Genomic DNA, 23,497 nt, shown 5'->3' with positions numbered 1-23,497 from the left:
GATGGCGCTCCGAACGGATAGAAGATATTAAGAAAACGGAGCGGTACCTATCGATCGATGTACGACCGACAGGACCGACTCGAGGCGGCAGGCCAGAGGTGGTTCCGATGACGAGTTCGACCGCGAGTACCGGCGGGCTGTTCGACACGCCCTTTAGTATCGGTGCGACGGTGCTTGCGGCCGTCGCGGCGCTGGTCGGCGTCCTCTTCGCGTGGACGGGCTACTCCGCCGCGGGCACCGACGAGGCGACGGCGGCGCTCCCGCTTTTGGGCTTCGAACTGAACATTCTGACCGGCTTCGTCGGGCTGCTGTTCGCCTTCGGCATCGCCTTGGTGGCGCTTGTCGCCGCGCTCTACATGGAACCCGGCTTCGGCGAGTAACTCGGGTTTGCCGGCCCGGCCGTCGACCACCGAGCGGCCCGGTCACAACGCGCGACGACAGCGTTACGATGACTCACAGTAGCCGCGACAGCGGTCGCGGCGGAGACGCGTTGCTTCTCGGCTTGTGCGATCGATCTCGAGGTGAGAAAGCGAGTTATGCGGGGACTTCCGAGCCCTTCTTCCGGGTGACGTAGCCGGCGATCCGGTTGCGAACGCCCTTGGACTCGACGTTGGTGAGCTTTGCGACGCTTTCCTTGTTCTGTTCGAAGTCGGTCGTGAACGCCTCCGGGTACCGCTCGAGGAGGAGGGTCCCCGTCTTCTTGACGTAGGCCGGCTTGATTGCCATATCGAGTGGTTCATGGAGCGCGCCCTAAAGCCATTCGTTCTGCGGCGGCGACCGGTCGCCCACGGCCCCGCCACGACCGCGGTCGTCCGCATCGGTTCCACACCGTACCCTCACCACTGCGACTGGTCGCGAACCTGTTTGAGAGCCTCCCGCTCTCGGGGGCCGCCGGCCCGCTCGACGACCGCGGCACAGTACTCGAGGCGGTCGCGTAACTCGCCCTCGTCGTATTCGTCGACCCCGAGCCGCGAGGCGGCGACGGTCGCCTCGACGACGGCCCCGAACCCGCGGTCGATCGTCGGGACCGTCTCGCGCTCGATCGCCGACTCGACGGGGCGAAGCGTCCACTCCTCCCACTCGGTGCCGCCTTCGCTGCCCGCGTCGATCCGCTCGACGGTGACCCGCGCCCAGGCGCTGGCCGACTCGAGGATCGGGTCCTCGCGCTCGAGGATCGAGCAGGCGGCGTCGGCGAAGACGACGGGGTCGTCGACGAACTGGACGTAGGCCTCGCCTTGTCGGTGGAAGTTCCGCCGGGTGCGGGTGTTCCCCCACGTCCGCGCGGTGACGGGATCGCCCGCGTGGAGCCCGAGCGCTGCGGCGTTCCACAGCCCGTTCGGGCCGAGCGTGGTCACGACGGTTTCGGTGACGCCGGCGAGGTCGACGGGCCACGTCGCGGCGTCGCCGCTCTCTGATCCGCGCTCGCCGCTCATACCGTGATCGACCCCCGCTCGAGCGCGACGAACAGTCCCGCGGCCGTGATATCGGCCGTGGTCCCGGGGTTGATTCCCCGCTCGACCAGGTCGTCGGCGAACCGGTCGACGGTCCGGCGATCGGTCTCGAGGGCGCCGTCGGCGACCAGTGCCGCGGCCCGGTCGGTGACCTCGCGGGCGGTCGCCTCGCCGTGACGCGTCGCGACGAGGGTATCGGGTCGCCCGGCGAGCAGGGAGAGAAAGACCGCGGCGGTCCGGCCCGAAAGCGGGCCCTCGGCCGCGGCGAGTCGGTCGGCGGCCGCGAACGACCGCTCGAACCCCTCGACCCACTCGCGGGCGACGCCGTCGCCGGGAACGCTGCGTTCCATGATCTCCAGCAGCGTCAGCCCGCGTTCCTCGAGGGCCGGCACCGCGTCCGATCCGCGACGTACGTCGAGGGCGTCCATGTCCGCCGGCGGGTCGTCGACGGCGACGTCGACGCGGTCGAACGCCCGGTAGAACCCCGCCGCGTCGGCGACGGTCGTCTCGCGGACGACGGCCTCGGCGGCCGATCGATCGAGGTCGTCGCCGGCGGCCCGGACCAGCGGCACGAGCAACAGCAGGGCCCCGAACTGCGTGTTCCCGCCCTCCTGTGTGGCCATCCCCTCGACGGCTCGCTCGAAGGCGGGCCCGATCGCCGCGCCCGATGCCGCCCGCTCGAGTCCGTCCCGAGCGCCGACGGCCCCGGCGAGGAAGTGTTCGAACCGCAGGTCCGCGAGGTCGCGCTCGCGGTCGACGTTGCCCGGCTTGGGCGTCCCCGCGACCTCGAGGAGCAAGGCCAGTTCCGCGTTCTGGGCCGACGTTCGCATACGGATCGCTGTGTGCCGAGGCGGCTTAGGGGTGGGGGTTCGCGGCGACTCGAGTCGCGTCGATCGACGGGGCGAGGGCCGTTCCCTGCAACGGGTTCGCCGTCCCATCGATTTAAGCCTCGAGGCAAGCATTCATCGCGTATGGGCTACGACACCGTCGCCAAGACCGATCCGGACTCAGTCATCGACGAGGAGTGGGGCGGCATGTGGTTCCTCAAGGAGCCACTCGCCACCGAGGAGCTGGGGATCTCGATCCTCGAACTCGAGCCCGGCGGCAAGGGGATGGAACACGCCGAGGCGGAGTCGGGACAGGAGGAAGTCTACTACGTTGTCGAGGGACGGGTCGACGTCGACCTGACCGACGCGGGCGAGACCGTGCCCCTCGAGACAGACGAGGCGATCCGGCTCGACCCCGAGGAGTCGCGCCAGATCCTGAACCAGTACGACGAGCGAGCGAAGCTCGTGTTGGTCGGCGCGCCGCTGTAGTCCCCGTCAGAAACCGCCGCCGGTGAACAGGTCGAGGAATCCCTGCATGGCGAGCGCGCCCAGAGTGATCGCCAGCACCACCAGCGAGGCGTTGACGACGTTCAGCCACCGGGAGTTCCGGTACTCGCCCATGGTCTCGCGGTCGTTGACCGCCCAGAACAGCAGGGTGGCCGCGACCGGGAGGCCGAAGATGCCGTTGACCGTCGGGAACAGGATCGCCATATCGATGACCGAGAGATCGAGCACTCGACTGAATACCGGCGAGAAGACGCCGATCCCCGTTAGGGTCACGAAGACAATCGTGAATCGCCGGTCGCCCTTGTTGACTTCGTAGCCGGCGGCCTGCGGAATCATGTAGGCGGGCGTCCACATAATCGGGATGATACTGTTGAACGCGGCCACGATGACGCCGATGACGAAAAGAACCATCGCCCACACGCCGAGGACCTCGACCAGCGCCTTTCCGGGGGTGATGAACGTGTCGAGTTGCGTAAAGCCCATCGGACGCAGCAGCGCCGCGGCGGTGATCAGGATCGCGAGCGTCGTCAGCCCGCCGACGGCGTAGCCGATCGCCAGATCGGCCCGCGCGCCGGGCAGGTCGCTCTGGTCGGTCCACCCCTTCTCGTGGACGAGGATCGACTCGAGGAAGAAGTTGGGCCACAGCGCGGTCGTGCCGAGCAAGCCGGCGGCCATCGGGAGCGCGCCGAACGTTTCCGTCGTCGGGATGAACCCGAGGGCGACGGCATTCAAATCCGCGCCGCTGGGAACGGCGACGATGACGTACATGACCATCAACGAGAGCATCATGGCGATCATCAGGGTCTCGACGGTGTCGTAGTTCAGCAGTCCGACGCCGATCGCCGCCAGCGTCGCCACGACGGCGATCGGTTGCCAGCCGATCGCGCCGCCGACCAGGAACGAGAAGCCGGCCCCAACGGCCGCGACCAGTCCGATCGTCCACGCCACACAGCCGATCGACAGGAACAGTGCGATCGCCATCGCCGCGGGCCGGCCGACCTTTTCGCGGACGAACACCATCAGCGAGGTCCCGTGAATGCCCAGTCTGGCGCTCATATCCTGTGCCATGAACCCGAGCAGTGCAGCGCCGACGACGGCCCACAGCAGGGTGTAGCCGTGGATGACCCCCGCCTGACTGGCGATGAATATCGACCCGGAGCCGAAGTAGCTCGCGACCATCACGAACGCCAACCCGTACTGCTGTGCCTGCCCGGCAAGATAGTCGACTGCGGACAGGTTCCGGATACTCATTCGTGCGCCTCCGTTTTCAGGCGGTCGATTCGGCGGAGTGGCCGAACCCTGACGGACGACCAGATGCGTTCGAACGGCTGTGCGTCGGGCGGTGTCGTGATCGTGCTAGTACTGATCGGTAACTCGGTTCTGTCGCGGCCACTGTTCGACGGCGAAACGACGCCCGGCGTTCGGTTCAGCGCCCCCATAATAGTCCGGCTACAGACAACGCTCCCATCGGGGAGAGGGCAGCGCCGGATACTTCAACCCGCTTTATCCATCGGGCCTCGCAGCGACCCGTTCACCGGGACCTGCAGAGCGGGCTCACGCGGCCCCGGCGCTCGGCGGCCGCGCCGTCGCTATCGGCTCGCCTCGAGCCCCAGTCGCCGGTCCACGGCGTCGTTGACCCGCTCGAGGACGGCGGGGGTGTCGCTTGGGCGGCCGACGCTGACCGCGTCCGCGCCGTAGTCGACGTACTCGCGGACGGTCTCGTCGTCGCGGACGCCGTTGTTGGCGATGACGAACAGATCGGTGGCGTCGACCACGTCGGCGACGACGGACTCGCTGTCCATCGCATCGACGTGGACGAAAGCTGCCCCGGCGTCCTCGAGTCGGGCGGCGAGCTCCGGGAGGTCGACGGCGGGGACTTCCGCACGGACCTTCACGCCGACGGTCGCGCCGGTGTCGGCCGCCCGGTCGACGTAGGTCGCGAGGCGCTCGCCGTCTTTCAGCAGCGTCTCGCCGCAGCCGACGGCACACAGCTCGTCCTGTCGGCAGTGGGCGTTGATCTCGAGGTACGCGTCCCGATCGCGACAGCGCCGGGCGGCGTCGACGACCGGTTCGATCGTGGTGCTGCGGACGTTGAACGCCGGCCGGATCGGGACGTCCGCGAGCGCGTCGAGTTCGCCCTCGAGAAAGGCGAGCGGATCGTCGGGGAGGAACTCCGTCCGATCGCGGGCGACGAGTTCGCGCGCGGCCGCACGCGAGTCGTCGTCGAGTGCGATCCCGCCGAGGAACGCGGCCCCCGCGTACTCGGCCCCGGCCCGCGCCCAGTCGGCGTCGGCCTCGCCGCTGAGGCTGGCCAGCGCGAGCGGCGGTGTGAACGATAGCTCGTGGCTCATGCCACGCGCTCGATCGCCGCCTCGATCGCGCGGATCACGCGGGCGGCGTCCTCTCGGGAGTCGATCCCGATGTCGGTCCTGACCGCCGGAGCTTCGAAGGTGGCGTCGTCGCCCTCGTCGATCACGAAGGCGTCGGCGAAGGGATAGGCGGTCGCCAACCCCGCAGTGCTTGGCTTTGCGTTGACCGCCGCCATGAGGTCGCCGGCGGGCCCGGAGAACGCGTCGTCCCCGAGGAACGGCGAGACGGCGACGACCGTGGTCTCGGCGAGCGCCTCGGCGACGCCCGGCAACGCGAGCATCGGTCCGATACTGGTGACCGGATTCGAGGGGCCGATGACGACGGTGTCGTCGAGCGCCTCGAGGACGCCCGGTGCGGGCTCGGCCTGTGAGGAGCCCCGAAACTCGACGGTGTCGACGGTCGGCTCGCCCCGGTGGGCGACCCAGTACTCCTGAAAGTGCATCAGCCCCTCGTCCGTGTGGACGAGGCTGGCGACGGGATCGTCGCTCATCGGGAACAGGTCGATCGTGAGTCCGAACCCGTCGGCGAGTTGCCGGGTCGCCTCGCTCAGCGTGTACCCCTCGTCAAGGAGGCTGGTCCGCGTGATGTGGACGGCCCGGTCGCGATCGCCGATCGTCATGAACTCGGCGACCCCCGAAAAGCGCCGCCAGTTCGCGAGGTCGCGGCCGTCGGTCTGTTTCTCCCCGGGGAGGTACTGCGGGCCGTCGGGGAGGTCCGCGGCCGACGCGATGTCTTTCAGCGCCGAGTTCGTTCGATGCGTATCGCCCTCGATGCCCCACCACGTCTCCCGGTCGAGGATCCCACCGCCCTGAAACAACAGCGTATCGACGTCCGGCGAGACGAAGAGTCCGCCGAGTTCGATGTCGTCGCCCGTGTTGGCGACGACCGTGGTCTCCTCCGGCGAGAACGCGGCGGCAGCGCCGTCTAACAGCTTCGGCGTGCCGGTGCCCCCGGAGAGGAAGGTTACCATACCCGCAACTCTCGAGCGAGGGTACTTAATCGCTTTCGGCCGACCGCGGGCGTGGCCGGTGACGGAGTGTACGTGGTCGGATCGACGCGACTCGGCCAGTCACTCGACGACGACGGTCCCGACCATCCCGGCCTTCTCGTGAGGAACACAGACGTACTCGTGTTCGCCGGTCGTCTCAAAGGTGTGGACGTAGGACTCGCCCGACTGAACCGCGCCCTTGCCGTTCTCCCAGCCCTCGCGGGCGGCGTCCTCGCCATCGAACCCACCCGAGGCCCAGTAGTCGGCGTCGTCCGGAATCCGGTCCTCGTAGGCCGTGACGGAGTGGGGTTCGCCGGCCGCGTGTTTCCAGGCGACGGTGTCGCCCTGTGCGACGGTAAGCGTCTCCGGCTCGAACGCGACGGCCTGCATATCGACGACGTGGTCGGCGTCGTCCGGAACGCCTTCGACGACGTTCGGCCCGCCCCCGAGGTCGGTCTCCGAACCGGACCCCTCGCCGGAGTCGCCCGTTCCGTCGCCGCTCGGGGCGGCGTCGGGCGCGCCGGCGACCGCGAACTGCGCTCGCAGTGCCGCCGTCGCGAACGTCTCGGCGGCCGCCTCGACGTCCGACCCGTCCTCGAGCGCACCGATGTAGTCCTCGAGCGCCGCCTCGAAGCCCTCGTAGATATCGCGGTCAGCCTCCTCGAGGAGTTCGTGGGCCCGTGCTTCCTCGAACGCCGCGAACACGTCCGATGCGAGCGACGCGGCGGCGTCACCGAACGAGCCGCCCGCGTCCGCGACGACGGTATAGGTCGCTTCGATCGCCTGCTCGTTGAACGCCCGGGCCGCCGCGCTCACGTCCCCGCCCTCGGCGGCGGCGTTTCTGGCATCGCCGAGGGCCGCTTCGAACGATTCGTAGCGATCGTGGTCGGCCTCCTCGAGCGCCTCGTGGAAGCCGCCGGCACCGCGTTCGAAGTCCTCGAAGATCTCTTGCAGCACGGTTTCCGCACGATCCGCCGCACCGAGGACGTCCAGTGCGCCCGCGTCGAACGCCCGAGCTGCCATCGCGGCGCTCTCGACGGCGCTGACCTGTGCGGTCGTCCCCGCCGTCGTCTCGAACTCGAGCAGCGTCGCCGCGAGGCCGTCGGCGTGGTCGGCGACGGCCGCGTCGTCCTCGTTCTCGAACGCGTCGATCAGTCCGTTCAGGTGTTCGTCCTCGAACGTCTCGTAGAGGTCGTGGTCGGTCTCCTCGAGCGTCTCGTGGAAGTCGGCCTCGTTCGCTTCGAAGGTCTCGAACAGCCCGCTGGCGATTTCGGCGGCGACCTCGCTCTCGCCGAGCCGGTACCGTTCGACGGCGTCGCCGAGCCGGGCCCTGAAGAAGCTCGCCTCGAGCAGGGCGGGTTCGACGCCGGTTCCCAGCGCCTCGATCCCGGTCACGAGCCCCTCGTCGACGGCGGTGACGGCACTCTCGACGCCTTCGGGGTCGTCGTTTTCGATAGCCGTCGCGAGCGCGTCGAGTCCGTCCTCCTCGAACCGGTGGTAGGCGTCCTCGCTGGCTTCCTCGAGGGCCTCGTGTGCGCGAGCGCCCTCGAAGTGGGCGAAGGCGTTCTCGACGACTCGCCCGGCCGCGTCTCCGTGTCCGCGCTCGAAGAGCCAGACGGCGTCGTGGGCCCGTGCCCGATAGCCGGTCAGTGCGGCCGCGTGTGCGAACGCCGTCGACGGCCCGCCCAGACCCGAAAGCGCCGCGGCGTCCCAGCCACGGGCCTGATAGGTAGCGATCTGACCGGCACCCGCTGCCGACTCGGACGGTGCGAGGGCGTACGCGCCCTCGTTGGCCGCCGCGAGCGTGTCCGTCGCGCTCGAGCGGACGCCCTCGAGGTCTTCTTCTCCCGCGGCCGCCGCGACAGCCTCGAGGGCGCTCTCGAACCGCTCGTAGATCTCGCTGTCGGCCTCCTCGATCGCGTCGTGGACCGCGGCCTCCTCGAACCGCTCGAGCGCGTCGGTCGCGACCGTTTCGGCGGCGTCGAAGGCACCGGCCTCGGCGGCGACGACGGCGTCAGCCGTCGACGTACCGATCGACTGGAGGTCGAGCGCCTGTGCCGTCTCCTCGCCGACGAGCGCCGTTTGGGCCTGGCCGAGTTCGTCACTGCCGATGACGGTCTCCTCGCGTGCCCGGCCGATGTCCCCGCGATCGAGGCCCTCCGTCCGGAGTTCGCCGAGGGCTTCCTCGAACGCCTCGTAGCGGTCGTGATCCGTCTCCTCGAGGAGTTCGTGGGCGTTGTACTCGCCGCTTGCGGTCTCGAACCGTTCGAACGTGTCGCCGGCGATGGCGGCCCCGGTCCCCGACTTCCCGGCTTCGCCCGCCGCGAGCGCGTCCCACAGGCGCGCCCGCATCGCGTTCCACTCGGCGGCGACGGCCCGCTCGGCCGGCTCGACCGTCACCGACTCCTCGTCGCTGCTCGGGCCCTCGTCGTCCGTCGACCCGTCGTCCCCGTCGCCGTCGCCGGAACAACCGGCGAGACCGAGAGTTACGAGTGCAGCGCCGCTCCCCTTCAACCACGTCCGTCGTGTCTGTCGCATATTTTTAGGCTGGCCTAAAAGTATAAATGGTCTTCGATACTTTCCGGACAGAGAGGCAGAATAATAGTGCAGGCGGCGCTCTCAATTCCTCGTCCGCGATCGGGACGGCGGATCCTTCTCCGAATATTTAGGTCTACCTAAATAACCTATCGGAAGAATTGCCGGTAGCAACATGAACGTTTTCCCGAATATGTTGTGAGAATCGCGTCGTCGGGGTCATGTACGAGTCTCTCCCGCCGGCGGACTTACCTTAATTATTAATAATGCACAACCACATGTCCAAGCGAGGCGTATAGATACCGAGGGACAATGGCAGTAACAACCACTCCCGTAGACGACGGTGCAATAGACGGATTCAGCGAGGGGCTTCACGGCGAGTTGCTCCGTCCCGGGGATCCGAACTACGACGAGACTCGAGCGATCTGGAACGGCATGATCGACAGGCGGCCAGCGCTCATCCTCCGCGCGATGGGCGTATCGGACGTGATCGCGGCGGTGAACTTCGCCCGCGACCACGACGTGGTACTCGCGGTCCGCGGCGGCGGACACAACATCGCGGGGAACGCGGTCTGTGACGACGGACTAATGCTCGACCTCTCGGTGATGCGGTCGGTTCGCGTAGATCCGACAGAGCGGACGGCTCGAGTCGAGGCGGGGGCGACCCTCGCGGACGTCGATCACGAGACGCAAGCGTTCGGACTGGCGACGCCGTTTGGGATCAATTCGACGACCGGCGTCGCGGGGCTCACGCTCGGCGGCGGCTTCGGCTGGCTGACTCGCAGGTACGGAATGACGGTGGATAACCTGCGGTCCGTGGACATCGTCACTGCCGACGGCGAACTGCGTCACGCAAGCGAGACGGAAAACGCGGATCTCTTCTGGGGGATTCGGGGCGGTGGCGGCAACTTCGGCGTCGTCACCTCCTTCGAGTTCGACCTCCACGAAGTCGGTCCCGAGATTCTGTCGGGACCGATCGTCTACGCGGGCGAGGACGCACGGGACGTCATCCGGCACGTCCGGGATTTCAACGAGGACGCACCGGAGGAAGCCGCTGTCTGGATCGTCCTCCGGAAGGCACCGCCCCTGCCGTTCCTCCCCGAAGACGTCCACGGCGTCGGCGTCGTCCTCGTCGTGACGTTCTACGCCGGTGACATGGCGGAGGGAGCGGCGGTCTTGGCCCCGCTCCGGGAGTACGGCGACCCGATCGCGGACGCCGTCGGGCCACACCAGTACGCGGCCTTCCAGCAGGCGTTCGATCCGCTACTCACCGAGGGGTCCCGGAACTACTGGAAGTCACACAACTTCAGTGAACTCTCCGACGACGCCATCGATACAGCAGTCGAGTACGCAGCCGATCTCCCGTCGCCCCTGTCCGAGATCTTCTTCGCACAGCTCGGCGGCGCGATGGCCCGCGTCCCGTCGGACGCGACGGCGTACCCCCACCGGGACGCCGAGTACGCGATGAACGTCCACACGCGCTGGGAGGATCCGGCGATGGACGACGAGTGCATCGCCTGGTCGCGGGCGTTCTTCGACGCGATGGCACCGCACGCGACCGGCGGCGTCTACGCGAACTTCATCAGCGAGGCGACGGGCGAAGAGGACCTCGCTTACGGGCGGAACGGGGACCGGCTGGCCGAGGTCAAGGCCGAGTACGATCCGGAGAACCTGTTCCGGCTGAACCAGAACGTCGAACCGGCCCGGTAACCCTTTTTCGTCCGCGACCACCGCGCTTCGAGTCGCTACTCGCCGATCCAGTCCGCGAAGCTCCCCTCGAGCAGCGTCTCCGACTGGCGGGCGACGTACGTCTGCTGCATCGTCTCGATCGCCGCCTCGAGGTCGGCTCCGTCCGCGAGCGCGGTCTCGACCTGCTCGCGCTTCCAACTGGCCGGGGTCACGCCCTGTCGGACGCGTCGCCGGAGCGGGTAGAGGTACTTGGCGGCGTCTTCCTCGCTCAGCCCGCGGTTGGTCAGCCCGTCCTCGGCGTGAGCCAGCAGGTCCTCGTAGAGTGCGAGGCTATCCGACGTTTCCTTGCCGTCGTTCGTGATCCAGGTGAGATCGGCCTCGAGCCCGTCGACCATCGCGGCGTAGAAGTTTTCCCGGGCGAGCTGCCAGTCGAGTTCGACGACGGGATGCTCGAGTCGGGTGAGACTCTCCATCAGGCCGGCGAAGGCCGCGAGGAACGCGACCGAATCGCGGACCGTCGGCTGGGCGGGAATGGGGCGGAACTCGATGCGGGCGTTGGCCGCCGAGCGCGTCGGACCGCCGAAGACCGGGCGGATCCACCGCCAGTAGGTGCCGTGTTTCCGGCTGAAGTGGGGGAACTGGTCGTCGAAGCGTTCGCCGGGCTCGACCGGCATCGGGACCATGGTGTCGTCGGCGGCGATCCGATCGATCGCCTCGTCGACGGACGCGAGATCGCGCGGGAACCGGACCTTCCCCTCGCCCGTCGTCGGATCGTTGAGGACGGTCTCGAAGACGCTGATACGGTGTTCCATCCAGCCGTCCCGGAGGATCGCCTCGGGGCTCGCGTCCTCGTCGTAGAGATCGGCGGGGAAAAACGGCGAGTTGACTCCCAGCGCGAGCAGCGGGCCCGCGACTCGCAGCGCGTAGTTGAAGTAGTCGGGCAGGTCGGGGGCGTGGGGTACCTGGTAGTGGGGCTGGATCGACGTGATCAGGCTCTCGGGCATGACGGTGTCGCCCTGCAGCGAGACGTGGGGCGCTTCGATTCGCATCCCCGCGGCCTCGGCTCGGTCCGTGTTCGCCATCGCGTGATACCGGGCCGAGTCGCTCATGTTCGTCGCGACCCGGACCGCGCGTTCGGTTCCATCGTCGTCCGTCGTCGTCCGCTCGACGCTGTCGGTGAGATAGGTCGCCGCGTCTTCGCCTTCCGGCGGGAGCGTCCAGAGCGCGTCGCTGACCAATCGCATCCGCTCGGACTGGGTCACGTCGAGTGCCGTCCGCAGACGGGCCTTGACCTCCGCCTCCTGGGCCGTCAGCCCGTCGGCGTTCAGCGGCTGCGGGCTCGTCGTCATCTCGGCGTTGTGCAGCCCCAACTCCTTCTCGAAGCCGATCAACTCGAGCAGCCGGCGCGGAACCCGCCGTAGGGCGCAATCGTCGGCCTTGACCGCGTAAAACTCGTACTCGAGGCCGACGATCGCCTGCGGATTGTCGAAGACTCCCTCCTCGACGCCCTCTTTGATCACCTCGGCGTCCGCTTCGGCCGACCGGCGGAAGTCGTCGGCATCGACCGACAGGACGTCCGCGACCCGCGCGGCGAGTTCCTCCTCTGACATACCACCGAGTGCGTACCCGATCACCTTTAAAGGCGGCCATCGGGCTCCTCTCCGCTGCCGCGCGTCGGTCCGGTCCCGACGCTCCGTCCGGTCTCAGAACCGTTTTACTCCCCCCGGCGATACACACCGCCGATGGAGTTCGCCACGTTCGCCGACCGTGCCGGGACGATCGACGCCGAACCCGCCGACCTCGAGATCGTCGCCCACGTCAGGGACCTGCTCGCGGCGGCTGACGACGAGATCGAGGTCGTCGCGCGGTTCGTCCAGGGGCGGGTATTCCCCGCCTGGGACTCGACGACGCTCGATATCGGCCCGAGCGCGTGTTACGAGGCGATCGCCCGCGCAGCGGGACAAAACGTCAGCGGCGACGACGTCGAGGAGCGACTCGCCGACGTGGGCGAGATCGGCGACGTGGCGGCCAGCTACGAGTTCGGCGGTCAGCAGGGCCTCGGTGCGTTCACGGACGACGCCGGCGGCACCGATGACGATCTCACTGTCCGCGAGGTCGCCGATACTCTCACCGAACTGGCCGCCGCCGAGGGATCGGGCAGCCACGACCGGAAGGTCGACCTCCTCTTTGGCCTGTTCAACCGCGCCTCGAGCGAGGAAGCCCGATATCTCGCTCGGCTCGTCCTCTCGGAGATGCGCATCGGCGTCGGCGAGGGGACGGTCCGAGACGCCATCGCCGCGGCCTTCGAGGTCCCCGAGGACCGCGTCGAACGCGCCCTGCAGGTGTCGAACGACTACGGACGGGTCGCCCGAATCGCACGAGACGAGGGCGTCGCGGGGCTCGACGCCATGGACCTCGCGGTCGGCCGCCCCGTCCAGGCGATGCTCGCACAGGCCGGGACCGTGACCGACGCCCTCGAGGAGTGGGACGAGGCGGCGGTCGAGTGGAAATACGACGGCGCTCGTTGCATTTCTGGGTATACGCCGATTTACACTCGCGAACGAGGACAAATCGCCGTTCGTGACGTCGAAGTCGGGGACAGCGTTCTCACACACGAGGGTCGCTTCAGGGAGATCGTAGCAAAAAATAGACGAAGCATAGATAGCAAGGAGAAAGTGTTTGAGTTCTCAACGTATTTCGGTACAGAGTTTAAAATAACAGAGGGACACGAGATGTTGGTTTATGATTCAGGTGATACCGAGTGGGTTCCGATCGAAGATGTTTCCGAGAATGAGACTCTCGCCTTTCCGGTCCCTACCATCCGTCCTACTTCGACACCTCCCGACCGCCTGCAACTCAGTACCATCGATAATTACACGAAGGAGTTCGAACTATCGCCGTCTTTCTACCGGTTTCTCGGCTATTGGGTCGGCGACGGCTCTACGAACGACTACAACGGCAACAACCGAATCGGATTGATGTTTAGTAACACCGATGCGGATTTATTAGAAGAATACCGGTCGATTGTCGTCGATGCTCTCGGAATCTCTCCTGAGAACGTCCACACCTATGACCACGGTAGTGCGACAGATATATATTGGACAGACGGTCCGCTATTTAAATGGCTATGCGAAAATTTCAGAAAAAATTACCAAGATGGATGGAGAGACAAAACAGTACCTGACTGGTTTTGGAACTTGTCGGAGGACCAGTTTGATGCATTTCTCACGGGTTGGGAGGAAGCAGACGGATACGAAGACCCACAAGGGAGACGGTATATCACCACGAAGGAGCGATATCTCGCGTCCGTAATACAGCTTATCGGATTGACGTTCGGACGAATTTTCGGAATTCGACGAGTGAGAAAGAACGACAAAACGTACTATCGACTGACGATATCTCAGTCCGACCGGTATGCACGAATCGAGGACGACTTCGTTGTCGTCGATATACTCTCTAAAACGGAACTCTCTCGAAAGAACCCACGAGAGGTAGACCCGCGCCAAAAGGTATACAATCTACAGGTCGCAGAAGACGAAAGTTACTGCGTTCCGCTCACCGCGGTACACAACTGTCAACTCCATTTCGATGGTGAGTCGGTCAGCGTCTTCTCGAGAAACATGGAGGAGGTCACCGACGCCCTCCCCGAGGTCGTCGAGTTCGCCGACGAGACGCTCGAGGCCCCCGCAATCCTCGACGGCGAGGTCGTCGCCGTCGACGACGACGGCTCACCGCTGCCGTTCCAGGAAGTCCTCAAGCGGTTCCGCCGGAAACACGACGTCGCGAAGGCCCGCGAGGACGTCTCGGTGCGCCCGGTCTTTTTCGACTGCCTGCACGCCGGTGGCGAGGACCTGCTCGCGGAACCCCTGACGACCCGCCACGACCGGCTCCGGTCGGTACTCGCGGCCGCCGATTCCGACGGCGACGACGGCACCGATGGGACGGCAGACGCCGACATCGAGGGCCTCTCCCTGCTCCGACTGACCGACGATCCCGACGAGATCGAGTCGATCGACGCCGACGCCCTCGAGGCCGGCCACGAGGGGATCATGCTCAAGGATCCCGAGTCGACCTACTCGCCGGGCCGACGGGGGAAACACTGGCGCAAGCGCAAGCCGGACGTGGAGACGATCGACTGCGTCGTCACTGGTGCCGAGTGGGGCGAGGGGCGACGGGCGACCTTCCTCGGGACCTTCGAACTCGCCGTGCGCGCGGGCGACGAGTTCGAGACCGTCGGTAAGGTTGCGACCGGAATCACCGACGAGAAATTAGAAGAGCTGACCGAGTTGCTCGAGCCCCACATCGCCGCCGAGGACGGCCAGGCGGTCGACCTCGAGCCGGCGGTCGTCTTCGAGGTCGGCTACGAGGAGATCCAGTCCTCGCCCACCTACTCGTCGGGCTACGCCTTGCGGTTCCCGCGGTTCCAGGGCGTACGGTCTGACAAGGACCCCGAGGGCGCGGACTCGCTCGAGCGACTCGAGCGGCTCCGTGATCAGTGACCGCTGCCCTCGGCTCGATCGTTCGGTTCCGCCGGTCGACAGCCCTTCTACTCACCGCGATCGAGGCCGGTTCGGTACCGGTGAGTCCGGCAACCGTTCAGGGCCCCCTCCAATTCGTGTCGAACCTGAAATAATTTAACCGTATCCGTATTCTTTCGAGTATGTGTGGCGTGGAAGTCGTCCGAATCCTCCCGGCGACGCGGTCAGCCGTAACGGCGCTTTTGACTCCCGAGACCGTCGTCCGACTCGAGGGGTCGCACGAGCCCGGGCACGTCATCGAGTCGGACGGACGGACCGTCGTAACGGCCCGTCCGTCCGGTCGTCTCCTCCCTCTGCAGTATACCTTCGAGTCAACCGATACCGGATTTCACTACCGACGGGACGCCGACGGACGACCGCTCATCACCGTCGAAACGGCGGTAGAACTGACCGCCGCGAACGGCGAGACCGAGATTCGACTGCGTTCGTCGGTCGATCCGGCCATTCCCCTTCCGCTCCTCGGCTGGTACGCCGAACGGCGACGACGAAAGCGGCTCGAACGGTTCTGTGACCGTCTCACCGCTGCCCTCCGCCGCCGTTGAGTCGACCGTCCGGTTTTCGCGACGGACCGGAGCCGTCGCGGCAGCGTAGACGGTCAGTCCCGAGCCACTGACCACATGTAAGCACCCTTAAGAGCCGTGGGAAACTGGAATCGCGTATGCAACCGCGCGACCTGTCCGATCACGTCGCTTACGAGGCGGGTCGAGGCATCGAGGAGGTCGCCCGCGAACTCGACCGGGACCCCTCGGAGTTCATCAAACTCGCCTCGAACGAGAACCCCCACGGCCCCTCGCCGGCCGCCGCCGTCGCCATCCGGGAGACGGCCTCGAGCGTGAGTTCCTACCCCAAAGCCGCCCACGCCGATCTCACGACCGCCGTCGCCGGCCGCTGGAACGTCACCGACGACCAGGTCTGGCTGGCAAACGGCGGCGACGGGGCGATAGATTACCTCCACCGGACGGCGCTGGAACCGGCCGATGACGTCCTCGTTCCCACGCCCGGCTTCGCCTACTACGGGATGAGTGCCCGATTTCACCACGGCGGCGTCCGTGAGTACGCTCTCTCGAAAGCCGACGACTTCACGCAGGACGCCGACACTGTCCTCGAGGCTTACGACGGCGAGCGCGTGATCTGGGTCACGAGCCCCCACAACCCGACGGGCTCGACGATGCCCCTCGCGGAGATCGAACGCCTCGCCGACGAGACCGACGAGGAGACCCTGATCGCCGTCGACGAGGCCTACGGCGAGTTCGCCGACGGCGAAAGCGCCATCGCGCTGCTCGAGGGCTGGGACGAGTTCGAGGCCCGCGACGACATCGCGGTCCTCCGGACGTTCTCGAAGGCCTACGGGCTGGCCGGCGTTCGTCTCGGCTACGCCGTCGTGCCCGACGAGTGGGCCGACGCCTACGCCCGCGTGAACACGCCCTTCGCGGCGAGCGAACTCGCCTGTCGGGCCGGGCTCGCGGCCATCGACGACGAGGAACACGTCGTCCGGACCGTCGAAACTACCCGCGAATCTCGCGCGTACATGCGCGACAACGTCGACGCCCACGTCTGGGAGAGTCAGGGCAACTTCGTCCTCGTCGACGTCGGCGACGCTTCGGCCGTCGCCGCCGAGATGCAGGAACGCGGCGTCATCGTTCGTGACTGCTCGAGTTTCGGGCTCCCTGGCTGTGTCCGCATCACCTGCGGAACCGAGGACGAAACGGAACGGGCCGTCGCAACGCTCAACGAGGTCCTCGCCGATCTCGACGTCGAATCGTCCCCGGCGGACGAGTCGGACACGGAGGTCGCCGACACATGAAAGTCGCCGTCACTGGCACGCCCGGCACCGGGAAGACGACCGCGACGGAACTGCTCGCATCGCGGCTGGCCGACGAGGAGGCCGCTCCGAACGCGGCGACGGACACCGACGGCGAATCGGCTCCCGATCTCGAGGTGATCCATCTCAACCGCGTCCTCGAAGAAGAGGGCCTCTACACCGAGGTCGACGCCGACCGCGAGAGCAAGGTCGCCGATCTCGAGGCCCTCTCCGAGTGGCTCGCCGGCCGGGACGACGCCGTCGTCGAGTCCCACCTCGCGCATCACTTCGACGCCGACCGTGTGGTCGTCCTGCGGTGTCACCCCGAGACGCTCGAGAAGCGCCTGCTCGAGCGCGGCGAGACCGCCGCGAAGGCCGAGGAGAACGCCGAGAGCGAGGCGCTGGACGTGATCCTCTCCGAGGCGGTCGAGGAACACGGCCTCGAGTCGGTCTACGAGGTCGACACGACCGATCGCGACCCCGAAGCGGTCGCGGCAGCACTCGAGGCGGTCGTCGCGGGCGAGCGCGAGCCAAGCGCCGGCGAGGTCGACTTTATGGGGTATCTGACATGACGCTCGACAAGTTCCGGCCGTACGTCTCGCGGTTTCTCGACCCCTTCGTCAAGGGGTTCGACCGCGTCGGCATGACGCCAAACGGCGTGAGCGTCGTCGCCTTCGGGATGGCGATCCTCGCCGCGGTCGCGTTCGCACTGGGCGGGCTCGAGGACCCGGTCTGGTACGCCGTGGCGGCCGCGCTGGTCTTTCTCAATGGCTGGCTCGACATCGTCGACGGCGCGCTCGCGCGCGAACAGGAGGTCGCGTCGGCCGGCGGCGACCTGCTGGATCACGTCCTCGACCGCTACGCCGACATCGTCGTCATCGCGGGGCTGGCCGCGGGCGTCGAGGACTATCTGCTCGGCTTCGCGGCCGTGACCGGCGTCGTGATGACCTCGTATCTCGGCACGCAGGCACAGGCCGTCGGCCTCGATCGGGTCTACGGCGGACTCGTCGGTCGCGCCGATCGGCTGGCGATCATCGGGATCGTCGGCTTTCTGGCCTATCCGATCACGGGGCCGATCGTCGGCGGGTTCACGCTCGTTGGGCTCCTGTTGGTCTTCCTCGCGGTCGTCGGCCACCTGACCGCACTCCAGCGCTTCTATTACTCCTGGCAAGCCCTCGAGTGAGCGCCGCTGTGGCCCGCTTCCGCCCTTTTTGACGGGCGGGAGCGCGCCGCATGCTTTATCCCTGATCACGATATAGGAACGGACATGGTTCAGTGTGAGATGTGTGGGGCCGAGACGTCGTCCCCGAAGACGATCAAAGTCGAGGGCGCGAAGCTAGACGTGTGTTCCGACTGTACGGACTTCGGCACCGAGGTCAAACAGCCCTCGAGTTCGAGTTCGTCGACGAAGTACTCGACCGGCTCGAGTTCGTCGTCCTCGAGCGGGGGTGGCCAGTCGTCCGGCTCCACGAGTTCGTCGAGTTCGGGTGGCTCGAGCCAGCGCCGCTCGGACATGTTCGACGACATGGACGAGCTGGCGACCGACTACGACGACCGGGTTCGCAACGCCCGCGAGAGCAAGGGTCTCAGCCAGTCCGAACTCGCGAACGAACTCAACGAGAAGGCGAGCCTGATCCGCAAGATCGAACGCGGCGACACCCTCCCGAGCGACCGAGTGCAGTCCGAACTCGAGAGCTTCCTCGAGATCAACCTGAACGCCGAAGGGGCGTCCGGCGAGGACTCGGAGTGGTCCGGCGGCTCCTCGACCGGCAGTTACACGCTCGGCGACGTCGTCAAGCGCAAGGACTAACGGCGACGTCCGGTCCGCCCTCGGTTCCCGTACCGCCGACTCGCAAGCTATTTCTTTCGTGCGGGTGGGGTTGCGGATATGTTCGTCCTCGTCAACCTGAAGACGTATCCGTGTGATCCGGTCGCGGTTGCGGAAGCCGTCCGCGATGTCGACGAAACGACCGACGCACGCCTGGCGGTCGCACCCGCGGCGACCCACATCGAACGGGTCGCCGAGACCGGAGCCGAGACGTGGGCCCAGCACGTCGATCCGATCGATCACGGGAGCAACACCGGCCACGCCCTCGCGGAACACGTCGCCGACGCGGGCGCGGTCGGGACCCTGGTCAACCACTCCGAGCGGCGACTGAAACTGGCCGACATCGACGGGACGGTCCGTGCGGCCCAGCGGGCCGACCTCGAGACGATCGTCTGTGCGAACAACCCGGCCCAGATCGGTGCCGCGGCGGCGCTCGGCCCCTACGCCGTCGCCGTCGAGCCCCCCGAACTCATCGGAACGGGAACGCCGGTCAGTCAGGCCGACCCGGACGTCGTCGAGGACGCGGTCGCGGCCGCGGCCGACGTCGACCCCGACGTGTCGGTCCTCTGTGGGGCCGGCATCAGTACGGGCGACGATGTCGTCGCCGCGGGCGATCTCGGTGCCGGCGGGGTCTTGCTGGCAAGCGGCGTCGCGAAAGCCGACGACCCGAAGGCTGCCCTCGAGGATCTCGTCGCCCCGCTGTAATACGGTCTGCTGTACCGATTTGCCGGCGTGACCGCGACTCGTCCCGCGGTCGCGCCGGAAATGACTTACAGCAGTCCGTATAACGCGCCCGCCGTCCCACTTTTCTCCCTGTCGCTCGAAGGTGTGTGTATGAGTGACAACAACTCCGCGTCCGACGGCGGGACGGAGACGGCGACGCATCCGGTCTCGGTCGCGCTCGAGAACCGACTGATGAGCCACGGCTACTACGTGACGTCGTTCGAGTGGCTGGACGGCGAGGGCGAGACCACGTCCCCCGACGACGGCATCGGGATCGCCCTCGAGTACGAGGCCGTTTCCGACGCGCCCGCGGTCACGCGCGACGAGGTCGGGGCCGTCCTGCGGACGCTGCTGTCGATCGGCGAGGAGCGTTCGTGGACGCCCGGTCGTCTCGAGGTGACCTCGTTCGCGACCGACGGGGCGGTCCGGGGGCGCTGGCACGTCGAGCGCGAGTGGTTCGACCGGCTCGGGGCCGACCTCTCGCAGGTGGAGTTCTCGGGGTTGGTCCTCAGGACGGTCCGGGACCGGCCCAGCGGACGTGACACCGATTAAATACGTCCCGGAGATAGATTAATAATGGTTCGCGTCAGTCCTTGTCGTAGACGATTCCATGACCGGAGAGCAGGTGTACGTCTCCCACGCGCCCGACGATCTCGACCTCGTGCAGGACCTGTTCTCGACGGTCAAGAACTTCCCCTTCGGCGTCCACATTGCACACGAGGAAGTCGAGTCCGGCCGCTCGCGAACGCGACTCGAGGGACGACTCGCCAACAGCGACCTCGTCGTCGCGGTACTGACCGAGGCGGCGGCCGACGACGAGTGGATCAATCAGGAAATCGGCTACGCGGTGGCCAAGGGAATTCCCGTACTGCCGCTGTTCGACGAGGGGATCGACCGGCGAGGGTTCGTGGGCGACGTCGACGGCGTGACGATCGACCGCGGTGATCTCTCCGCGACGATCTTCAACCTGCTGTGTCGGCTCCGAAGCGAACTCGCACCGCTGGGCGCGCTGTCGGTTCCGAACTGGTATATCCGGTTCCCGTGTACGATCCCCGACTGCAGGGGGCCGGTCACGCTCGAACTCGAACACGATCAGTCCAAGCTCTGGAAGCTCCATGCACACGGCAAGTTCCTGACGGCCTCGTGTGCGGACTGTGGGATCACGTACTACTTCGAGCCGGCGACGATCGGCTTCATGGGTCGTGAGAACGTGCCGGCGTCTCAGTCCTCGTCCCGAAGCCGGTCGTAGGCGTCCCGAACGAGTTTGAACGCCGACTCGCTGCCGCTTTTGCGATCTGGGTGGGCGCGTTTGACCTGCTCGTGAAACGCCTCCCGCAGCCGCTCGTCGCTGACGGCCCGCTCGAGGCCCAGTACGTCGCGGGCCTCGGTCTTTCGCATGGCGACGTCGGCGACGATGCCGCGCTCCTCGGCATCGGCTTTGCAGTCCGAACACAGCCGTTCGGTCCGCTCGTCGATCGTGGTCACGCGAAACCGCTCCTCGTCGACCCACTCCCGGCACTGTGTGCATCGGGTTCGCTCGTCGGTGTCGCCGGTATCGGTCGCGTCGGCGTTCCCGTCGGTCGCCGGGCCATCTCCTTCGGCCCCAGCATCGGGACCGGGGGCCTCGGCCGCACACGACGGACAGCAGGTCAACACGGTGCCGTCCGACAGCACGACGTCCTCGAGTTCGGTCGCGAGGAACGTGCCGGTACACCCGTCACAGGCGGCCCGCCGCTGATCGAGCGACGCGCCCTTTCGGGCGGCTGCCCTGGCGTGTGGCTCACACTCCGGACAGCACGCCACCCGTTCGCCGTCCGGCATCGTCACTGTCGTGAGATCCTCGAGCGCGACCGTCCGGCCACATCCGTCGCAGCCGGCCTGTCGTTCACCGACCACTGCCATTACCCGGGCGGTTCGGGTTCGTCCCATATTAGTTCTTCTGCTGACAGTCACGGGTTCGGACGGCTCGGTTCGCCCGGAGGGAGGCCCCGACCGTCGGTCGGGGCCGGTGTGTAGGCTCCGACTACGTGGTGAAACGAGACCGGGCGGACGGCCGACCGGTCCGAACGGAACGGATAACGAAGTAGTCGGCCGGCTATGGATCGGGCGTGCGAGGGTCCCCTCGCACGGAGACGCGCTGTCCGTTGGACGGCACTCGGTGGCCGACGGCCGCCGAGTTCCTCCTCTCCTGTCAGGTATTTCGACGATCGAACCGGGACACCAATGGGCTCGCAGTCGTGAGTATCGCGTATGGACACAGCAGTTCGGACGGATACGCACGATGGCGCGGCCGACCGCGACCGCCTCGTCGCCGGAATCGTCGACGTCCTCTGTATCGTCGGGATCGTCCTCCTCGGCCGCATCAGTCACAGCGGCAATCCGATCGCCGAACCGATCGCCTCGCTCGAGACGGTGACGCCGTTCGTGGTCGGCTGGCTCGCCGTCGCGGCGCTGGCGGGGGTCTACGCGACCGAACGGGCGGGAGCGAGCCGCGAGTTCCGACTGCCGGCCGTCGCGTGGATCGCGGCGGCGAACGTCGGGCTCATGCTCCGTGGCTCGCCGCTGTTCGATGGCGGGACGACGTGGCCGTTTCCGGTCGTCATCACCGCGACCGGGCTGGCCGTGTTGCTCGGTTGGCGACTGGTCTATACCCTCTATCTATCAGCGACGAGGTAAATTGTCGACGCGCCGGTTCGCGATCGATATCGGTTCGAGAGTATAGTCATCCGAAATTCGATACGTTATTCGGGACCGCGTTTCTGACGGCCTGTCTCTCGAGAACGTAATCGATCAGAGACTGTGTCTGTCCGTCACGTCTCTCGAGCGAGCGGTGATCCGATCCTTCGCCCGTTCCGTACCTTCGATATAACTTATGCAGATTCACTCCCGATAATGCAAATCAGAAACTCATCCACCATGAGCTAATTATGGGAAACACTTATATGGCTATTCCTCATACTATAGGATAGATTATGACTGGATATTACGACATTGTTCTCGGCCTCATCCCAGTCGCACTGCTCGGTATCACCGCGGCCCTGACGTTCGTGGGGGTGTCGCTGACCGCGGCAGTGCCGCTCGGGGCAGTCGTCGCGATGGGGATCATCGGCCACGCAATGTTCGTCAATACGCCAGCTGACACCGCCGACGAGACCCGGTCGGCGCGTCCGCCGATCAACGCGGACTGATCCGTTCTTCCGCTTTCGGTTCCTTTTCCCATCTCCGCCGCGTTCGATCGTCTATGACTGAGACGCTGTTTCTGACCAGCGACGCCGTCGATGACCTCGCAACGCCGGCCGAATACGTCGACGCCGTTCGTGAGGGGTATCGACAGCGCGGCGAGGGCGCACCGGCCCACCCACGGTCGAAGTTCCTCCGTGCGGATCCCGCCGGGATGTTCACGAGCTACGCTGCCATCCTCCCGGAGACGGGCGCGATGGGGGGCTACATGTACAGCGCGGGGTTCGGTGCCGGCGACGGCTGGTTCATGACGCCGCTTTTCGACGCCGACAGCGGCGCGCCGCTGGCCCTGCTCGACGGCGCGAGCATGAACCCGTTCAAGACCGGCGCGGCCGGTGCCGTCGGCGTCGACGAACTCGCCCGCGACGACGCCGACACCCTCGCGATCATCGGGAGCGGCGCACAGGCCCGCGGCCAGCTCCATGCGACCGCCACGGTCCGTGACTTCACCGAGGTGCGGGTCTACTCGCCGACTCCCGAGAACCGCGAGGCGTTTGCCGCCGACTTCGACGACACGCTCGCGGCCGACGTCCACGCGGTCGACTCGAGTACGGCCGCCGTCGCCGATGCGGACGTCGTGATCACGGCGACGCAAGCCAGCGAGCCGGTCGTCGACGGCGACGATATCGCACCCGGGACCCACATCACCGCGATGGGCCAGTACTCGGCGGACGCACGCGAACTGGACACGGACACGATCGCGAACGCGACCTACGTTCCGGACCTCCGCGAGCGGGCGACGTTCGACGCCGGCTCGTTTATCCAGGCTCTCGAGGCGGGCGCGATCACCGAGGACCACGTCCACGCCGAACTGGGCGAGGTCGTCGCCGGCAACGCACCGGGCCGGACGAGCGACGACGAGATCACGGTCTTCGACAGCGGCGGCACCGGCATCGAGACGGTCGCCGCGGCGTATCTCCTCTACGAGCGCGCCAGCGAACGGGGACTCGGACAGACGATCGAGTTCGCCCCGGCGAGCGAGGCGCTGACGGGGAACTAG

Annotated in this window: 24 protein-coding genes; 15 read left to right on the top strand and 9 right to left on the bottom strand. The window is 66.8% G+C overall.

Translation table 11 applies throughout. The annotated features are described in order from the left end of the window. Positions 1 to 98 precede the first annotated feature (98 nt). Entirely contained in the window at positions 99 to 380 is a 282-nt protein-coding gene (locus tag NP511_RS20255) for a hypothetical protein (RefSeq protein WP_006651268.1), read from the top strand. A 154-nt stretch (positions 381 to 534) separates the two neighbouring features. Here the strand turns inward: NP511_RS20255 and NP511_RS20250 are convergent, their stop codons facing one another. From NP511_RS20250 to NP511_RS20240, 3 genes are all read right to left on the bottom strand, one after another. Continuing rightward, positions 535 to 726, bottom strand: a complete 192-nt coding sequence (locus NP511_RS20250; RefSeq protein WP_006651267.1) for a 30S ribosomal protein S17e — start codon at positions 724 to 726, stop codon at positions 535 to 537. 110 nt (positions 727 to 836) lie between these two features. Next, positions 837 to 1,433 carry a DUF447 domain-containing protein gene (locus tag NP511_RS20245; RefSeq protein ID WP_049966868.1) on the bottom strand — a complete coding sequence of 199 codons (597 nt, stop codon included), beginning with the start codon at positions 1,431 to 1,433 and terminating at the stop codon, positions 837 to 839. Next, the gene (locus tag NP511_RS20240) at positions 1,430 to 2,281 is read right to left on the bottom strand and encodes a triphosphoribosyl-dephospho-CoA synthase (protein ID WP_049966867.1); all 852 of its coding nucleotides are present in this window, start codon (positions 2,279 to 2,281) and stop codon (positions 1,430 to 1,432) included. Before NP511_RS20240 ends, NP511_RS20245 begins: the two co-directional genes overlap by 4 nt. Before the next feature lie 141 nt (positions 2,282 to 2,422). Between NP511_RS20240 and NP511_RS20235 the strand changes: the two genes are divergently transcribed. Next, positions 2,423 to 2,767, top strand: coding sequence for a cupin domain-containing protein (locus tag NP511_RS20235; protein WP_049966866.1), 345 nt, complete (start codon positions 2,423 to 2,425; stop codon positions 2,765 to 2,767). 6 nt (positions 2,768 to 2,773) lie between these two features. On the opposite strand, the gene NP511_RS20230 is transcribed toward NP511_RS20235, so the two are convergent. The 4 genes from NP511_RS20230 to NP511_RS20215 form a co-directional block, all read right to left on the bottom strand. Further along, positions 2,774 to 4,036 (bottom strand): NRAMP family divalent metal transporter, encoded by a 1,263-nt coding sequence (locus NP511_RS20230; protein ID WP_049966865.1) that lies wholly within the window; start codon positions 4,034 to 4,036, stop codon positions 2,774 to 2,776. Between the two features lie 338 nt (positions 4,037 to 4,374). Continuing rightward, the gene (locus tag NP511_RS20225; protein WP_049966863.1) at positions 4,375 to 5,136 is read right to left on the bottom strand and encodes a tRNA-dihydrouridine synthase; all 762 of its coding nucleotides are present in this window, start codon (positions 5,134 to 5,136) and stop codon (positions 4,375 to 4,377) included. Further along, positions 5,133 to 6,125 carry a 2-phospho-L-lactate transferase gene (gene cofD / locus NP511_RS20220; RefSeq protein WP_049966862.1) on the bottom strand — a complete coding sequence of 331 codons (993 nt, stop codon included), beginning with the start codon at positions 6,123 to 6,125 and terminating at the stop codon, positions 5,133 to 5,135. Before cofD ends, NP511_RS20225 begins: the two co-directional genes overlap by 4 nt. A 99-nt stretch (positions 6,126 to 6,224) precedes the next feature. Beyond that, positions 6,225 to 8,681, bottom strand: coding sequence for a DUF5059 domain-containing protein (locus NP511_RS20215; protein WP_049966861.1), 2,457 nt, complete (start codon positions 8,679 to 8,681; stop codon positions 6,225 to 6,227). A gap of 309 nt (positions 8,682 to 8,990) precedes the next feature. Between NP511_RS20215 and NP511_RS20210 the strand changes: the two genes are divergently transcribed. After that, entirely contained in the window at positions 8,991 to 10,388 is a 1,398-nt protein-coding gene (locus tag NP511_RS20210; protein ID WP_049966860.1) for an FAD-binding oxidoreductase, read from the top strand. 35 nt (positions 10,389 to 10,423) lie between these two features. Here NP511_RS20210 and NP511_RS20205 read toward each other — a convergent pair whose 3' ends face one another. Then, positions 10,424 to 11,977, bottom strand: a complete 1,554-nt coding sequence (locus NP511_RS20205) for a glutamate-cysteine ligase family protein (RefSeq protein ID WP_049966859.1) — start codon at positions 11,975 to 11,977, stop codon at positions 10,424 to 10,426. Between the two features lie 132 nt (positions 11,978 to 12,109). On the opposite strand from NP511_RS20205, the gene NP511_RS20200 reads away from it, so the two are divergent. The 9 genes from NP511_RS20200 to NP511_RS20160 all read left to right on the top strand — a co-directional run bounded on the left by NP511_RS20200 (position 12,110) and on the right by NP511_RS20160 (position 20,506). Next, positions 12,110 to 14,866, top strand: coding sequence for an ATP-dependent DNA ligase (locus NP511_RS20200; protein ID WP_084158327.1), 2,757 nt, complete (start codon positions 12,110 to 12,112; stop codon positions 14,864 to 14,866). Between the two features lie 161 nt (positions 14,867 to 15,027). Continuing rightward, entirely contained in the window at positions 15,028 to 15,447 is a 420-nt protein-coding gene (locus NP511_RS20195) for a hypothetical protein (protein WP_049966858.1), read from the top strand. Positions 15,448 to 15,563: 116 nt separating this feature from the next. Beyond that, positions 15,564 to 16,709 carry a histidinol-phosphate transaminase gene (gene hisC / locus NP511_RS20190; protein ID WP_049966857.1) on the top strand — a complete coding sequence of 382 codons (1,146 nt, stop codon included), beginning with the start codon at positions 15,564 to 15,566 and terminating at the stop codon, positions 16,707 to 16,709. Beyond that, positions 16,706 to 17,278, top strand: coding sequence for an adenylate kinase family protein (locus NP511_RS20185; protein ID WP_049966856.1), 573 nt, complete (start codon positions 16,706 to 16,708; stop codon positions 17,276 to 17,278). Before hisC ends, NP511_RS20185 begins: the two co-directional genes overlap by 4 nt. Further along, positions 17,275 to 17,889, top strand: coding sequence for a CDP-alcohol phosphatidyltransferase family protein (locus tag NP511_RS20180; RefSeq protein WP_006180493.1), 615 nt, complete (start codon positions 17,275 to 17,277; stop codon positions 17,887 to 17,889). The genes NP511_RS20185 and NP511_RS20180 overlap by 4 nt, the downstream gene beginning before the upstream one ends. 84 nt (positions 17,890 to 17,973) lie before the next feature. Beyond that, positions 17,974 to 18,516: a multiprotein bridging factor aMBF1 gene (locus NP511_RS20175; protein WP_015299030.1), complete on the top strand. Its 543-nt coding sequence runs from the start codon at positions 17,974 to 17,976 to the stop codon at positions 18,514 to 18,516. 78 nt (positions 18,517 to 18,594) lie between these two features. Next, positions 18,595 to 19,239 (top strand): triose-phosphate isomerase, encoded by a 645-nt coding sequence (gene tpiA / locus NP511_RS20170; protein WP_049966855.1) that lies wholly within the window; start codon positions 18,595 to 18,597, stop codon positions 19,237 to 19,239. Positions 19,240 to 19,368: 129 nt separating this feature from the next. After that, a complete protein-coding gene (locus tag NP511_RS20165) occupies positions 19,369 to 19,809 on the top strand; it encodes a DUF8159 domain-containing protein (RefSeq protein ID WP_049966854.1) in 441 nt (146 codons plus the stop codon). A 58-nt stretch (positions 19,810 to 19,867) separates the two neighbouring features. Next, positions 19,868 to 20,506, top strand: coding sequence for a toll/interleukin-1 receptor domain-containing protein (locus tag NP511_RS20160; RefSeq protein ID WP_006651252.1), 639 nt, complete (start codon positions 19,868 to 19,870; stop codon positions 20,504 to 20,506). On the opposite strand, the gene NP511_RS20155 is transcribed toward NP511_RS20160, so the two are convergent. Beyond that, positions 20,479 to 21,159 (bottom strand): J domain-containing protein, encoded by a 681-nt coding sequence (locus NP511_RS20155; RefSeq protein WP_049966853.1) that lies wholly within the window; start codon positions 21,157 to 21,159, stop codon positions 20,479 to 20,481. The two genes, NP511_RS20160 and NP511_RS20155, sit on opposite strands and share 28 nt — an antisense overlap. Positions 21,160 to 21,507: 348 nt before the next feature. Between NP511_RS20155 and NP511_RS20150 the strand changes: the two genes are divergently transcribed. The 3 genes from NP511_RS20150 to NP511_RS20140 all read left to right on the top strand — a co-directional run bounded on the left by NP511_RS20150 (position 21,508) and on the right by NP511_RS20140 (position 23,497). After that, the gene (locus NP511_RS20150; RefSeq protein WP_006651250.1) at positions 21,508 to 21,933 is read left to right on the top strand and encodes a DUF3054 domain-containing protein; all 426 of its coding nucleotides are present in this window, start codon (positions 21,508 to 21,510) and stop codon (positions 21,931 to 21,933) included. A gap of 296 nt (positions 21,934 to 22,229) precedes the next feature. After that, positions 22,230 to 22,445, top strand: a complete 216-nt coding sequence (locus NP511_RS20145; protein ID WP_049966852.1) for a DUF8015 family protein — start codon at positions 22,230 to 22,232, stop codon at positions 22,443 to 22,445. 53 nt (positions 22,446 to 22,498) lie between these two features. Further along, on the top strand, positions 22,499 to 23,497 hold the full coding sequence (locus NP511_RS20140; RefSeq protein ID WP_049966851.1) for an ornithine cyclodeaminase family protein: 999 nt from the start codon (positions 22,499 to 22,501) through the stop codon (positions 23,495 to 23,497).

This window comes from Natrinema thermotolerans, from assembly GCF_031165565.1.
Taxonomy (GTDB): domain Archaea; phylum Halobacteriota; class Halobacteria; order Halobacteriales; family Natrialbaceae; genus Natrinema; species Natrinema thermotolerans.
Note: the sequence above shows the minus strand (reverse complement) of the source record. Positions and strands in the feature narration are given on the sequence as shown.